The organism is Actinocorallia aurea (assembly GCF_054783995.1).
In genome coordinates this window covers 141,287-155,543 of record NZ_BAAGPQ010000004.1, presented here as the reverse complement: position 1 = coordinate 155,543, position 14,257 = coordinate 141,287, and the positions used below count along the sequence as shown (strand labels likewise).

The following is a 14,257-nucleotide window of genomic DNA, read 5'->3' as shown; positions in this document are numbered from 1 at the left end:
CAGAGCAATGTCCGCACGAGAGAGTTACCAGATGCGTCCTTCGAGCAATCCGGCGCGGTCTCTGACCGGCCTCGCCGAGCGGCTGGGGGTGCAGTGGCCGGGTGAGGGCGAGGTCTCCGGGATCACGCACGACTCCCGCCAGGTCCAGCCGGGAGACCTGTACGCCGCACTCCCCGGGGCGCGGTTCCACGGGGCCCGGTTCGCCGCGCAGGCCGCCGACGCCGGCGCCGCCGCGATCCTCACCGACGCCGAGGGCGCCGCGGAGGCCCACGAGACGGGCCTGCCCGTCCTGGTCGTCCGCGCGGTCCGGCCGGTGCTCGGCGAAGCCGCCGCCTACGTCTACGGGGATCCGGCGAAGAGCCTCCTGCTGATCGGGGTCACCGGGACCAGCGGGAAGACCACCACCGCCTACATCCTTGAGGCCGGCCTGGAGGGCTCGGGGCTGCCCGCGGGCGTCATCGGCACCGTGGAGACCCGCATGGCGGGCGAGCGGATGCCGTCGTCGCTCACCACCCCCGAGGCCACCGACCTGCACGCGATCCTCGCCACCGCGCGCGAGCGCGGCATCGGCGCGATCGCGATGGAGGTCTCCAGCCACGCCCTCGACCAGGCCAGGGTCGGCGGCGCCGTCTTCGACGTGGCGCTGTTCACCAACCTGTCGCAGGACCACCTCGACTACCACCCGACGATGCGCGACTACTTCAACGCCAAGGCCGCGCTGTTCACGCCGCAGCGCAGCCGCGTCGGCGTCGTCAACACCGACGACCCGTGGGGGCGCGAGCTGGTCGCCCGCGCGGGCGTGCCCATCACCACCTACTCGCCGTCGGGCGACAGGTCGGCCGACTGGCGGGCCGAGGACGTCCGGATGGGCGCCGACGGCAGCGTCTTCCGGATCGTCGGGCCGCTCGGCATCGAGGCCGACGCCCAGGTGAGCCTGGCCGGGCCGTTCAACATCGCCAACACCCTCGGCGCGATCGTCGCCCTGGTCGAGGCGGGGCTGCCGCTCCAGCGCGCGGTCGCGGGCGTGGCGCTGATGCCCGGCGTGCCGGGCCGGATGGAGCGGGTCGACGAGGGCCAGGAATTCGCGGCGCTGGTCGACTACGCGCACAAGCCCGGCGCGGTCGAGGCGGTCCTGACGACCCTGCGCCCGGTCACCGCCGAGCGGCTGGTCATCGTGCTGGGCTGCGGCGGCGACCGCGACAAGGGCAAGCGGCCGCTCATGGGCGAGGCCGCCGTGCGCCTGGCCGACCTCGCCGTCTTCACCGACGACAACCCGCGCTCGGAGGACTCCCTGGAGATCCTCGCGGCGATGGTCGAGGGGGCCCTGAAGGTCCCCGAGAAGGAGCGCGCCCACCTCGTCATCGAGCCCGACAGGGCCGCGGCGATCGCGCTGGCGGTCTCCCGGGCCGGGCGCGGCGACGTCCTGGTCGTCGCGGGCAAGGGCCACGAGAGCGGCCAGTACGTGGCAGGGCGCGTCATCCCGTTCGACGACCGCGAGGTCCTCGCCAAGGCGATCAGGGAGCGGCAGTGATCACACTCTCCCTGGAGCGGATCGCGGAGCTGGCCGGGGGTGCGCCGCACGGCGGCCCGGCCGAGGTCACCGGACCCGTAGTCATCGACTCGCGGCTCGCCGAGCCCGGCGCGCTGTTCGTCGCGCTGCCCGGCGAGCGGGCCGACGGCCACGACTTCGCGCCCGCCGCCGTCGAGCGGGGCGCCGTCGCGGTGCTCGGCGCGAGGCCGCTGCCCGGCATCCCGACCGTGGTCGTCCCCGACGTCGTCGAGGCGCTCGGCCGCCTCGCCCGGGGCGTCCTGGCGGAGCTGCCCGGGCTGACCGTCGTCGGCGTCACCGGCTCGTCCGGCAAGACCTCCACCAAGGACCTCATGGCCCAGGTGCTCGCCGCCGCCGGGCCGACCATCGCGCCGCCCGGGTCGCTGAACAACGAGATCGGCCACCCCCTGACGGTCCTGCGCGCCGACGAGAAGACCCGCTACCTGGTCCTGGAGAAGGCCGCGCGCGGCGTCGGCCACATCCGGTACCTGACGGAGATCGCCAGGCCGGGCATCGGCGTCGTCCTCAACGTCGGGACCGCCCACCTGGGCGAGTTCGGCGGGCGGGAGGCCGTCGCGCGGGCCAAGGGCGAGCTCGTCGAGGCGCTCGACGCCTCGGGCACCGCGGTGCTCAACGCCGACGACCCCCTCGTCGCGGCGATGGCCTCGCGGACCGCCGCCCAGGTCGTCACCTACGGCCGGGACCCCGCGGCCGAGGTGCGCGCGGAAGCGGAGACCTACGACGGCGAGGGCAGGGCGTCCTTCACCCTCGTCACCCCCGAAGGCTCCGCCCCCGTGACCCTGCGGCTGCACGGCGCGCACGCCGTCTCCAACGCGCTGGCCGCCGCGGCGGCGGCGCGGGCGGCGGGCCTCGCCGTGACGGATGTCGCACAGGCGCTGTCGCAGGCGGAGCAGGTGAGCCGCTGGCGCATGGAGGTCACCCACCGGCCCGACGGCCTGACCGTGGTCAACGACGCCTACAACGCCAATCCCGAGTCGGTGCGCGCCGCCCTCGACGCGCTCGCCAGAATGGCGGACGGGCGGCGGACTTACGCGGTACTCGGCCATATGGCCGAATTGGGCGCCGACTCCGTTGCGGAACACGAGAAGATCGGACAACATGCCGCGCGGACCGGAGTGGCCGGTCTCATCGCGGTGGGCCCGGACGCGGCTCCCCTCCTGGAGGGCGCGAAGCGGATCGGGACATGGAACGGAGAGTGCGTACAGGTGGATGACGTCGGTACGGCCGTGGCCGTGCTGGGCGAACGGCTCGGGCCGCGCGACGTGGTGCTCGTCAAGGGCTCCCGGGTCGCCGGCCTGGAACGCGTGGCCCAGGCACTGCTCGCGGACGCCCCCCCGGAGGCTTCGGCGTGAACAACGTAATCCTGGCGAGCGGGATCGCCCTCTTCATCGGCCTGCTCGGCACCCCCCTGTGGATCCGCCTGGTCGTGCGCCTCGGCTACGGCCAGATGATCCGCGAAGACGGTGTGGCGACGCACCTCAGCAAGCGCGGCACCCCCACGATGGGCGGCACCGTCATCGTCGTCGGGTCCCTGCTCGGGTACGCCGCGGCGCACCTGATCACGTGGACCCGGCCGACGATCTCGGCGGGCCTCGTGCTCTTCCTGATGACGGGCCTGGGCGTCGTCGGGTTCATCGACGACTACATCAAGGTGTTCAAGCAGCGCAGCCTCGGCCTGCGCAGCCGCGCCAAGGCGGCGGGCATCGTCATCGTCGGCGTCATCTTCGCGGTGGGGTGCCTCCAGTTCCCCAACGCGCTGACCATCACGCCGGCCGACACCTACCTTTCGTTCCTGCGCGACTTCGGGCCGAACATCGGCCCGTACCTGTTCGTGCTCTGGGCGCTGATCCTGATCCAGGGCGTGTCCAACGGCGTGAACCTCACCGACGGCCTCGACGGCCTCGCCTCGGGCACCGTCGGCCTGATCCTCGCCGCGTACGTGATCATCGGGAACTGGCAGTTCCGCCAGAGCTGCACGCAGAGCTTCCTGGAGCCGCACTGCTACTGGGTCCGCGACCCCCTCGACCTCGCGGTCGTCGCCGCGGCCGTGCTCGGCGCCTGCTTCGGCTTCCTGTGGTGGAACGCGCCCCCCGCCAAGATCTTCATGGGCGACACCGGCTCGCTGGCCCTCGGCGGCGTCCTGGTCGGCCTGGCCATCACCACCCGCACCCAGATCCTGCTGGCGATCCTCGGCGGCCTGATCGTGCTGATCACGATGTCGGTGATCCTGCAGGTAGGCTGGTTCAAGCTGAGCGGCAGGCTGCTCGGGCAGAACAAGCGGCTGTTCAAGATGGCGCCGCTCCAGCACCACTTCGAGATGTCCGGCTGGGCCGAGACCACGATCGTCGTCCGGTTCTGGCTGATCTGCGGGCTGTGCGTGGCCGCCGGCGTCGGACTGTTCTACCTGGAGTGGGTGCCGAAGTAATGGACTTCAAGGACGTTCCCGTCGTCGTCGCGGGCCTGGGCGTCTCCGGCAGGGCCGCGGCCCGCGTGCTGGCCGGACGCGGGGCCGTCGTCACCGGCGTGGACGCCCGAACCGAGGTCGACGGGGCCGCGGAGCTGGAGGCCGTCGGCGTCCGGCTCCGCCTCGGGGACGGCGACACCCTCCCCGAGGGCACCGGCCTCGTCGTCACCTCGCCAGGCTGGAAGCCGACCGCGCCCCTGCTCGCCGCCGCGGCGGCGGCGGGGGTCGAGGTCATCGGCGAGGTGGAGCTCGCCTGGCGGCTGCGCCCCGAAGAGGGCGCGGCCCCCTGGCTGGCGATCACCGGCACGAACGGCAAGACCACCGCGGTGCGGATGCTCACCTCGATCCTGCGCGCCGCGGGACTGGACGCCGCGGCCGTCGGCAACGTCGGCGAGCCGATCGTCGAGGCGGTCACCGCCGGGCACGACGTGCTCGCGGTCGAGCTGTCCAGCTACCAGCTGCACTGGTCGTCCAGCATCGCCCCGGCCGCCTCGGTGATCCTCAACATCGCGCCCGACCACCTGGACTGGCACGGTTCCCTGGACGCCTACGGCGCGGCCAAGGCCAAGATCTACGGCCCCGGCACCGTCCGGGTCTGCAACGCCGACGATCCCGTGACGGTCGCGCTCGCCGGACCGGACGCCCAGGCGTTCACCCTCGGCACCCCCGCGCCCGGAGAGTTCGGCGTCGTCGAGGACCTCCTGGTCGACCGGGCCACCACCGACGACCCGGTCCGCTCGGCCGAGGAGCTCGCCTCCCTGTCCGACGTGGCCCCCTTCGCCCCGCACAACGTGGCCAACGCCCTCGCCGCGGCCGCCCTGGCCAGAGCCCTGGGCGTGCCCTGCGGAGCCGTCCGGGAGGGCCTGCGCGCCTTCCGGCCCGACCCGCACCGCATCGCCCTCGTCACCGAGGTCGACGGGGTCGCCTACGTCGACGACTCCAAGGCCACCAACCCGCACGCCGCGGCGGCGTCCCTGGCCGCCTACGAGCACATCGTGTGGATCGCGGGCGGCCTCCTCAAGGGCGCCGACGTCGAGGATCTCGTCCGCGAGGCCGCGCCGCGGCTGCGCGGCGCGGTCCTGCTCGGCGCCGACCGCGCCCAGATCGCCGACGCGCTGGCGCGACACGCCCCGGATGTCCCGGTCTCAGACGTCGCCGCGACCGACACTGGTGCGATGGATCTCGTGGTGACCGAAGCCGCCCGGCTCGCCCGTCCGGGCGACACCGTGCTGCTCGCCCCGGCGGGGGCGTCGATGGACATGTTCGCGAACTACGGGGCGCGCGGTGACGCGTTCGCCGCGGCCGTGCACCGGCTCGCGGGCCCCGGGGACGGCGGAAGCCCGGACGCGTGAGCACCGCGACCGGCCCGGAGCCGGAGACCGGGGCCCGCCGCGGGCCCCGCGCCCACGTCGCGCACGCGCTCGGCCTGCTGGACCGGCCGCTCACCTCCTACTACCTGGTGATCGGCTGCACCCTGCTGCTCCTGGCGCTCGGCCTGACGATGGTGCTGTCGGCGTCGTCGGTGAACCAGCTGAAGTCGACGGGCTCGGCCTTCACGCTGCTGCAGAAGCAGGCCACCTGGGTGGCGATCGGCCTTCCCCTCATGGCCGTCACCGCGATGCTGCCGCCCCGGTTCTTCCGGGTGGCCGCCTACCCGATCCTGCTGCTGTCGGTCCTCGCGCTCGCGCTGGTCCTGGTGCCGGGCCTCGGCCAGAACGTCAACGGCGCGACCCGCTGGCTCAGCTTCGGCGGCGGCCTGCAGCTCCAGCCGTCCGAGCCGGCCAAGCTCGGCCTGGTGCTGTGGGGCGCCGACCTCCTGGCCCGCAAGGACAAGCTGCGGATGCTCAACGACTGGCGGCAGCTCCTCATCCCGCTGCTGCCCGGCTCGGGCATCCTCGTCCTGCTGGTGATGCTCGGCAACGACCTCGGCACCACCCTCGTCGTCTTCACGATCTTTCTCGCGCTGCTGTGGGTGATCGGCGCCCCCAGCCGGCTGTTCGTCGGGATGATGGGCCTGGTCGTCCTGCTCACCTGCATCCTGATCGTGGTCGAGCCCTACCGCATGCAGCGCCTCACCGGCTTCCTCGACCCCACCGGCGACCCCCTCGGCAGCAACTACCAGAGCAACCAGGGCCTCTACATGCTCGGCTCCGGCGGCGTCTTCGGCACCGGCCTCGGCGAGGGCCGCGCCAAATGGGAGTACCTGCCGCACGGCGACACCGACTTCATCTTCGCCGTCCTCGGCGAGGAACTCGGCCTGGTCGGGACGCTCACCGTCCTCGCCCTGTTCGGCCTGCTGGCCTACGCGGGGCTGCGCGTCGCCCGGCGGGTGCGCGACCCGTTCATGCGCCTGGCCGCGACCGGCGTCACCGCCTGGGTCGTCGTGCAGGCCATCGTGAACATCGGGGCGGTGATCAACGTCCTACCCATTACCGGAATCCCGCTGCCGTTGGTCTCCTACGGCGGTTCCGCGTTGATCCCGACGCTCATCGGGCTGGGCGTCCTGCTGTCCTTCGCCAAACGAGAGCCGGGTGCCCGGCAGGCTCTCGCCGCACGTGGCCCCGGACCGGCCGCCCGCGCTCTAAGCTGGCTGGGTCTGGGCCGGTCCAGATGAACCCCAACCCCCCGTCCGAGATCCCGGGATCTCCCGCCAGAAAGGTCGTCGCGTCATGAGGGTTGTTCTCGCCGGTGGCGGCACCGCCGGTCACATCGAGCCTGCGCTCGCCCTCGCCGACGCGCTCCGGAGGATGGACCCGTCCACCCGGATCACCTGTCTCGGCACCGAGCGCGGCCTGGAGACGACCCTGGTCCCGCAGCGCGGCTACGAGCTGGCGCTGATCCCGCCCGTCCCGCTGCCCCGCACGCTCACCCCGAAGCTGCTGGCCGTGCCCGGCCGCCTCAACAGCGCGATCAACGCGGCCGCGGGGGTCCTGGACCGCACCGGCGCCGACGTCCTGGTCGGGTTCGGCGGCTACGTCGCCAGCCCCGCCTACCTGGCGGCCCGGCGCAGGCACGTCCCGATCGTCGTGCACGAGGCCAACCCCAAGCCGGGCATCGCCAACAAGCTCGGCGCCCGCTTCACCGACCACGTCGCGGTCTCCCACCCCGACACCCCGCTGCCGAACGCCCAGTTCGTCGGCATCCCGATCCGCCGCCAGATCGCCGAACTCGACAGGCTCGCCATCGGCGACAAGGCCCGCAGCTACTTCGGCCTCGACGCCGACCTGCCGACCCTGCTGGTCTTCGGCGGCTCCCAGGGGGCCCGCTCCCTCAACCGGGCCGCGGTCGCCGCCGCGCCCGCGTTCCGCGCCGCAGGGGTCCAGGTGCTGCACATCGTCGGCAAGAAGAACACCGAGGAGGCCGAGCCCGGCCGGCCCGGCGAGCCCCAGTACGTCACCATCCCGTACTGCGACCGGATGGACCTCGCCTACGCCGCCGCCGACCTCGCCATGTGCCGCTCCGGCGCGATGACGTGCGCGGAGCTGTCGGCGGTCGGACTGCCCGCCGCCTACGTCCCGCTGCCCATCGGCAACGGCGAGCAGGCCCTTAACGCCGCGCCCATCGTGAACGCCGGGGGCGGGATCATGGTCGAGGACGGCGCGCTGTCCCCGCAGTGGATCGTCGACCACGTGCTGCCGATCCTGAAGAACGCCGACCTGGTCGTCCAGATGTCGGAGGCCGCGGCGTCCATGGGCCGCCGCGACGCCGACGCGACCCTCGCGCGTATGGTCTACGAGGTCGTCCGCGCGGGCAGATAGCCCGGCGCGCCGACAGGTCCGAAGAGATGCAGAAGGTAGAAAGCCGTTGAGCCTGGTCAGCCCCGTCGACGCAGTCCCCGCCGATCGGCTGGGCCGCGTCCACTTCATCGCGATCGGCGGCGCCGGCATGTCCGGCATCGCCAGGATCATGCTGGCCCGCGGCATGGCCGTCTCCGGCAGCGACGCCAAGGACTCCGAGATCCTGCGCGAACTCGGCGACCTGGGCGCCCGCGTCCACGTCGGCCATGACGCCGCCCACCTGGGCGACGCCGACACCGTGGTCGTCTCCACCGCGATCCGCGAGACCAACCCCGAGCTGGTCGAGGCCCGCGCGCGGGGCCTGCGCGTCCTGCACCGCGCCGCCGCCCTCGCCTCGCTCATGGCCGGGCGGCGGGCCGTGGCCGTCGCCGGGACCCACGGCAAGACGACCACCACGTCCATGCTCACCGTCGCGCTCCAGGCCGCCGGGCTCGACCCGTCGTACTGCATCGGCGGCCAGCTCGTCACCACGGGCCTGGGCGCCGACGAGGGCAGCGGCGACGTGTTCGCCGCCGAGGCCGACGAGAGCGACGGCTCCTTCCTCATGTACACCCCGCGCGTCGCGGTGATCACCAACGTCGAGGCCGACCACCTCGACAACTACGGCGGCTTCGCCGAGGTCAAGGCCAACTTCGCCAGGTTCGTCGAGCGGATCGAGCCGGGCGGCGTCCTCGTCGCCGGGATCGACGACCCCGTCGTGCGCGAGCTCGCCGCGGCGGCCCCCCGGGTGATCACCTACGGCGAGGCCGAGGACGCCGACCTGCGCGTCACCGGCTTCACCCCGCGCGGTCTCGGCTCGACCTTCCAGGTGCCGGGCGTCGGCGAGGTGGCGCTGTCCGTCCCGGGCCGCCACAACGCGCTCAACGCCGCGGCGGTCATCGCGGTCGCGACCGCGCTCGGCGCCGATACCGGCGCCGTCGTGAAGGGCCTCGCGGAGTTCGGGGGAGCGCGCCGGAGGCTGGAGCTGAAGGGCGAGGCGGGCGGCGTCCAGGTCTTCGACAGCTACGCCCACCACCCGACCGAGCTCACCGCCGACCTGTCGGCCACCCGCGACTACGTGCGCGAGACCGGCCGGGGCCGGATCGTCACCGTCTTCCAGCCGCATCTCTACAGCCGCACCCGCTTCTTCGCCGCCGAGTTCGGGCAGTCGCTCGGCGCCACCGACGTGGCCGTGGTGCTCGACGTCTACGGCGCCCGCGAGGACCCTGAGCCCGGCGTGACGGGGCGGCTCATCGCCGACGCAGTCCCGGCCGGCCCCGAGGTGCACTACCTGCCCGACTTCGCCACCGCCGCCGCCGAGGTCGTCGCGCTGACCCGGCCCGGCGACGTCGTCATCACCGCGGGCGCGGGCGACGTCACCACGCTCGGCCCGGCCATCCTCGGCCTGCTGTCCTGACCCCGCGCGGGCCCGATCCGGGCGTGTCGGGCACCGACCCGGCACGTCGGGCGGGCCATCATCGTCAGATGCCGCAGACGCCCCCGCCCGCCCGGACCCGTCCCGTGCCCCCCGCCGAGCCGCCCGCGCACCCGCAGCGCCGCGACCGGTGGAAGACGCTGTTCGTGGTCCTGCTGCTCGCCGGGCTGATCGGCGCGGCGGTGTGGGTGGTCCTCGGCTCGCGGCTGCTGGTCGTGCGCGACGTGGAGGTGCGAGGCCTTTCGCTGCTCACCCGCAAGCAGGTGCTGGACGCGGCGCTGGTGCCCATCGGCACCCCGATGGCGCGCCTCGACGCGGGCGCGGTGGAACGGCGGATCGCCGCGGTGCGCGAGGTGGAGTCGGTGAAGGCCGAGCGGTCCTGGCCGACGACCCTCGTCCTGCGCGTCGTCGAACGGGTCCCGGTCGCGGTCGTAGCGGGGGAGGGCGGCTACGCGCAGCTCGACCGGTTCGGTGTGACAGTTCTCACCGGCCCGCGCAAACCGGGCCATCTGCCGGAACTCGTGGTGGCCGCGCCCGGCGCGGGCGACCCGGCGACCCGGTCGGGCCTCGCGGTGCTGCGCGAGCTGCCCGACGCGTGGCGGGCCCGGCTCACCGAGGTCGAGGTGCCCGGCGCCGAGCACGTCGTGCTGCGCCTGGACGGGGGCCTGGTCGTGGTCTGGGGTGCGGCGGAGCGCGGTTCGGAGAAGATCGGACTGCTGGAGGCCGTGCTTTCCTCGAAAGCGGGAAAGGCGGCCGGGACGATAGATGTGAGCGTCCCGGGAGTGGTCACTACCAGATGATCGGTAATTCTCGCGAATCGGGGCGAGCGTCGCGCACTACGACACGCCGAATTCCTCGGCACGCCGTTAGTTGACCCTGATGGGGGGCGGCCCTACTGTCCCTAGCAGCTCTCAGGTTTACATAACTGTAAGCCTCAAGTAGAGGGTAAAGGTTAGTCCGAACAACAAGCTAGCGGAAAGGCCCCTCACCGTGGCAGCACCGCAGAACTACCTCGCGGTCATCAAAGTCGTCGGCATCGGCGGCGGCGGTGTCAATGCCGTCAACCGGATGATCGAAGAGGGGCTCAAGGGCGTCGAGTTCATCGCGATCAACACCGACGCGCAGGCGCTGCTCATGAGCGACGCCGACGTCAAGCTCGACGTCGGCCGCGAGCTGACCCGCGGCCTCGGCGCGGGCGCCAACCCCGACGTCGGCCGCAAGGCCGCCGAAGACCACCGCGAGGAGATCGAGGAGGTCCTCAAGGGGGCCGACATGGTCTTCGTCACCGCGGGTGAGGGCGGCGGCACCGGCACCGGCGGCGCGCCCGTCGTCGCGAACATCGCCCGCTCCCTCGGCGCGCTGACCATCGGTGTGGTCACCCGGCCGTTCAGCTTCGAGGGCAAGCGCCGCGCGATGCAGGCCGAGGCGGGGATAGAGACCCTGCGCGACGAGGTCGACACGCTCATCGTCATCCCCAACGACCGGCTGCTGTCGATCTCCGACAGGCAGGTCAGCGTCCTGGACGCCTTCAAGGCGGCCGACCAGGTGCTCCTGTCCGGTGTCCAGGGCATCACCGACCTCATCACCACCCCGGGTCTGATCAACCTCGACTTCGCCGACGTCAAGTCCGTCATGTCCGGCGCGGGCTCGGCCCTGATGGGCATCGGCTCCGCCCGCGGCGACGACCGCTCGGTGGCCGCGGCCGAGATGGCGATCTCCAGCCCGCTGCTGGAGGCCAGCATCGACGGCGCCCACGGCGTCCTGCTGTCCATCTCCGGCGGGTCCGACCTCGGCCTGTTCGAGATCAACGAGGCCGCGCAGCTGGTGTCCAACGCCGCGGCCATCGACGCCAACATCATCTTCGGCGCCGTCATCGACGACGCGCTCGGCGACGAGGTGCGCGTCACCGTGATCGCGGCGGGCTTCGACGAGCTCCAGCAGCCGGCGCCGGAGCCGGAGGCCAAGAAACTGCCGCCGCCCCCGCCACGGCCGACCGTCGCCGTCGAGGCGACCAACCCGGTCGCGGTTCCCGACCCCGCCCCCGCCCCCGCGGCGGAGAAGGCGCCGGAGCCCGTCGCGGAGAAGGCGTCCGAGCCTGTCGCCGAATCCCCCGAGGACGACGAGTCGGAGGCGGCGCACCCTAAGGTGCCGCGGCCGGCGCAGGAGCCGCCCGCGGTGACCCGGGTGGATCGCTTCCTCGGCGGCGAGCCGGTGCGGCGCGGGCGCATGCAGCCCGTCGAGTTCGAAGAGGACATCGACGTGCCGGACTTCCTGAAGTAAGCCCCTCCCCGAAACAGGACGATGACTCGTGCACAGGAACTCGCGGACGCCTTGGCCGGTGTTCGGGAGCGCATCGCGTCCGCGTGCGGCAAGGCCGGGCGCGACCCGTCCGAGATCACGCTGGTCGCGGTGACCAAGACCCGCCCCGCCTCCGACGTCCGGCTGCTGGCCGGGCTCGGCGTGCTGGACGTCGCGGAGAATCGCGACCAGGAGGCCGCCCCCAAGGCCGCCGAGTGCGGTGATCTTCCGCTCACCTGGCACTTCGTCGGCAGGCTGCAGACCAACAAGGTGAAGTCGGTGCTGCGCTACGCCTCGATCGTCCACTCGGTGGACCGGCCGAGGCTGGTCGCGGCCCTCTCCGCCGAGGCGGCGCAGCGTCCCGAGCCGGTGCGCTGCCTCGTCCAGGTCTCGCTGGACCCGCCGGACGCCGACGGGCGCGGCGGGGCCAGGGCCGTGGAGGTCCCGGCGCTTGCCGAGGCGATCGCCGCGGCTCCGGGGCTGGAGCTCGGCGGCGTCATGGCGGTCGCGCCGCTGGGGGAGGACCCGGCGCCGGGCTTCGCCCGGCTCGCCGAGATCGCCGCCGCGGTGCGCGCGGATCACCCCGGGGCGCGGATCGTCTCGGCGGGCATGAGCGGGGACCTCGACGAGGCGATCGCCTGTGGTGCGACACACGTCCGCATCGGTACGGCGTTGCTCGGCGGCAGACGGGCAATCGTCGGGTAATGTCCGCCCTGTAGGTAGCGGACGCCGTCCGACAAGAGGGTTGAAACCAGACACTCTGGACGGGATTTCGGATCGGAGGGGTCCATGGCCAGCGCGATGCGCAAGATGGCGGTCTATCTCGGCCTCGTCGAGGACGACCGCTACGACTACGACGACTATGAGGACTACGAGGAGTCGGAGGCCCCCGAGGCCGCCGCCGTCCCGCGCCGCCGGCTGCCCGTCGAGGACGACGCCACCGCGCAGCTCGCCTCCGAACCCCCCGCTCCGACGCAGGAGCGCACCCGGGCCCCCGAGCCCGATTTGACGCGTATCACTACGCTTCATCCAAGGACGTACAACGAGGCACGGTTGATCGGTGAGCACTTCCGTGAAGGCACTCCGGTGATCATGAATCTCACCGAGATGGTCGACAGCGACGCGAAGCGTCTCGTCGACTTCGCGGCCGGCCTCATCTTCGGGCTCCACGGGAGCATCGAACGCGTCACTAACAAGGTGTTCCTGCTGTCCCCCGCCAATGTCGAGGTCACCGCCGAAGACAAGGCGAGGATGGCAGAACGCGGATTCTTCAACCAAAGCTGACAGCCACATGCGAGAGTGTCCGTGACAGTCGTTGGAGCCGTTCTCACGGTGATCTTGTATCTGTTCCTGCTGGTCTTGATCGGCAGGTTGATCCTCGATTACCTCAAGTTGTATGCGGAGAGCACGTCGAGGCAGCCTTGGCGGCCCCAGGGAGTCGTCCTCCTGTTCGCCGAACCGATCTGGACGATCACCGAGCCGATCCTCGTGCGGCTGAGGCGTATCTTCAAACCGTTGCGATTGGGTAACGTGAGTCTCGACCTGAGTTTCATGGTGCTGTTCCTGATCGTCTTGATCCTCATCAGGGTGGTCAGCGTACTGACGAGGTGATCGTCTTCGCCGTGGGACTTTGATCGGATACCGTCCTGTGGACAGACTCCAAGCGCGCCAAGGAGACCAACATGCCGCTGACACCCGCGGATGTGCGGAACAAGCAGTTCAGTACGACCAGGCTGCGGCCCGGTTATGACGAGGAAGAGGTCGACGCCTTCCTTGATGAGGTCGAGGCCGAGCTCGACCGTCTGATCCAGGAGAACGAAGAGCTGCGGGCCAAGCTGGCCGAGTGCCTGCGCGGCAAGGTCCCCGCGATGGCCGCGCCGATCGTGGAGCCCAAGCCCGACCTCGCGCCGCCGATGCCCGAACCGATGCTCCAGCAGCAGCCGCCGATGCAGCCGCAGCAGGTCGAGCCGATGATGGGCCTCACGCAGCACGCCGCCGAGCAGATCAACCCGCGGCCGTCCACCGAGGACAACATGGACACCGCGGCCCGCGTCCTCGCGCTGGCCCAGCAGACCGCCGACCAGGCGATCGCCGACGCGCGCCGCGAGGCCGACGAGCACCTCGGCCGCGCCCGCCGCGAGGCCGAGGACATCCTCGGCAAGGCGCGCCGCCAGGCCGACCAGATCGTCTCCGAGGCCCGCTCGCGCGCCGAGCAGCTCGACCGCGACGCCCAGGAGCGGCACCGCCAGGTCATGGGCTCGCTCGTGCAGCAGCGCGAGGAGCTCGAGCGCCGTGTCGACGACCTGCGCGCGTTCGAGCGCGAGTACCGCAGCCGCCTCAAGGCCTACCTTGAGGGCCAGCTGCGCGAGCTGGAGGCCGACGCCCAGACGTTCCAGCCGTCGCTGACCGGACCCCAGCAGCCCGTGGCCGTGCCCGCGCACGCCGGGGCCACGCAGTCCGCGCCCGTCGTGACCGGCCCGACCCCGTTCCCGCCCCCGTCCGAGCCCGCCCAGCACGGCGGCACGGGTGCGTTCCACGTGGGCGAGCCGCCGCAGGACCGGCGCTGACGCGTCTCCGGCGAGATGACCCTCGTCGACGGGTTGAGCATGTTTCACTCGCAGAGGACGGACGTGTCCGTCGGTGGGCGATGTGGCCTTCCGCGGACACGGCATTCTTCTGCCTGACGTGTGACAGGGCCGTCCCGCGATAGGGTG

The 14,257-nt window shown here is 72.3% G+C and carries 13 protein-coding genes; all 13 read left to right on the top strand.

The genetic code is table 11. The features are described 5' to 3' along the window. Window positions 1-31 precede the first annotated feature (31 nt). Window positions 32-1,531: a UDP-N-acetylmuramoyl-L-alanyl-D-glutamate--2,6-diaminopimelate ligase gene (locus tag ACYVOM_RS07620; protein WP_460302524.1), complete on the top strand. Its 1,500-nt coding sequence runs from the start codon at window positions 32-34 to the stop codon at window positions 1,529-1,531. Next, the gene (locus tag ACYVOM_RS07615) at window positions 1,528-2,922 is read left to right on the top strand and encodes a UDP-N-acetylmuramoyl-tripeptide--D-alanyl-D-alanine ligase (protein WP_460302523.1); all 1,395 of its coding nucleotides are present in this window, start codon (window positions 1,528-1,530) and stop codon (window positions 2,920-2,922) included. The genes ACYVOM_RS07620 and ACYVOM_RS07615 overlap by 4 nt, the downstream gene beginning before the upstream one ends. Then, entirely contained in the window at window positions 2,919-3,995 is a 1,077-nt protein-coding gene (gene mraY / locus ACYVOM_RS07610) for a phospho-N-acetylmuramoyl-pentapeptide-transferase (protein WP_460302522.1), read from the top strand. Before ACYVOM_RS07615 ends, mraY begins: the two co-directional genes overlap by 4 nt. After that, complete coding sequence (murD, locus tag ACYVOM_RS07605) at window positions 3,995-5,386, top strand: UDP-N-acetylmuramoyl-L-alanine--D-glutamate ligase (protein ID WP_460302619.1); 1,392 nt, start codon at window positions 3,995-3,997, stop codon at window positions 5,384-5,386. Before mraY ends, murD begins: the two co-directional genes overlap by 1 nt. Continuing rightward, window positions 5,383-6,648 carry a putative lipid II flippase FtsW gene (gene ftsW, locus ACYVOM_RS07600; RefSeq protein ID WP_460302521.1) on the top strand — a complete coding sequence of 422 codons (1,266 nt, stop codon included), beginning with the start codon at window positions 5,383-5,385 and terminating at the stop codon, window positions 6,646-6,648. The genes murD and ftsW overlap by 4 nt, the downstream gene beginning before the upstream one ends. A gap of 55 nt (window positions 6,649-6,703) precedes the next feature. Beyond that, window positions 6,704-7,792 carry an undecaprenyldiphospho-muramoylpentapeptide beta-N-acetylglucosaminyltransferase gene (gene murG, locus ACYVOM_RS07595; RefSeq protein ID WP_460302520.1) on the top strand — a complete coding sequence of 363 codons (1,089 nt, stop codon included), beginning with the start codon at window positions 6,704-6,706 and terminating at the stop codon, window positions 7,790-7,792. 46 nt (window positions 7,793-7,838) lie between these two features. Continuing rightward, entirely contained in the window at window positions 7,839-9,227 is a 1,389-nt protein-coding gene (murC, locus tag ACYVOM_RS07590; protein ID WP_460302519.1) for a UDP-N-acetylmuramate--L-alanine ligase, read from the top strand. A 68-nt stretch (window positions 9,228-9,295) separates the two neighbouring features. Then, a complete protein-coding gene (locus ACYVOM_RS07585; protein WP_460302518.1) occupies window positions 9,296-10,045 on the top strand; it encodes a cell division protein FtsQ/DivIB in 750 nt (249 codons plus the stop codon). A 190-nt stretch (window positions 10,046-10,235) separates the two neighbouring features. Beyond that, complete coding sequence (gene ftsZ, locus ACYVOM_RS07580) at window positions 10,236-11,525, top strand: cell division protein FtsZ (protein ID WP_460302517.1); 1,290 nt, start codon at window positions 10,236-10,238, stop codon at window positions 11,523-11,525. Window positions 11,526-11,546: 21 nt separating this feature from the next. After that, complete coding sequence (locus ACYVOM_RS07575; RefSeq protein ID WP_460302516.1) at window positions 11,547-12,248, top strand: YggS family pyridoxal phosphate-dependent enzyme; 702 nt, start codon at window positions 11,547-11,549, stop codon at window positions 12,246-12,248. A gap of 84 nt (window positions 12,249-12,332) precedes the next feature. Beyond that, a complete protein-coding gene (locus tag ACYVOM_RS07570; protein ID WP_460302515.1) occupies window positions 12,333-12,827 on the top strand; it encodes a cell division protein SepF in 495 nt (164 codons plus the stop codon). 48 nt (window positions 12,828-12,875) lie between these two features. Continuing rightward, entirely contained in the window at window positions 12,876-13,154 is a 279-nt protein-coding gene (locus ACYVOM_RS07565) for a YggT family protein (RefSeq protein WP_460302514.1), read from the top strand. A 71-nt stretch (window positions 13,155-13,225) separates the two neighbouring features. After that, window positions 13,226-14,110: a DivIVA domain-containing protein gene (locus ACYVOM_RS07560; protein WP_460302513.1), complete on the top strand. Its 885-nt coding sequence runs from the start codon at window positions 13,226-13,228 to the stop codon at window positions 14,108-14,110. Window positions 14,111-14,257 lie beyond the last annotated feature (147 nt).

Coding starts and splice junctions, on each gene's coding strand:
- ACYVOM_RS07620 (WP_460302524.1), top strand. CDS start 32: ATGCGTCCTTCGAGCAATCCGGCGCGGTCTCTGACCGGCCTCGCCGAG.
- murD (WP_460302619.1), top strand. CDS start 3,995: ATGGACTTCAAGGACGTTCCCGTCGTCGTCGCGGGCCTGGGCGTCTCC.
- murG (WP_460302520.1), top strand. CDS start 6,704: ATGAGGGTTGTTCTCGCCGGTGGCGGCACCGCCGGTCACATCGAGCCT.
- ACYVOM_RS07585 (WP_460302518.1), top strand. CDS start 9,296: ATGCCGCAGACGCCCCCGCCCGCCCGGACCCGTCCCGTGCCCCCCGCC.
- ACYVOM_RS07575 (WP_460302516.1), top strand. CDS start 11,547: ATGACTCGTGCACAGGAACTCGCGGACGCCTTGGCCGGTGTTCGGGAG.
- ACYVOM_RS07570 (WP_460302515.1), top strand. CDS start 12,333: ATGGCCAGCGCGATGCGCAAGATGGCGGTCTATCTCGGCCTCGTCGAG.
- ACYVOM_RS07560 (WP_460302513.1), top strand. CDS start 13,226: ATGCCGCTGACACCCGCGGATGTGCGGAACAAGCAGTTCAGTACGACC.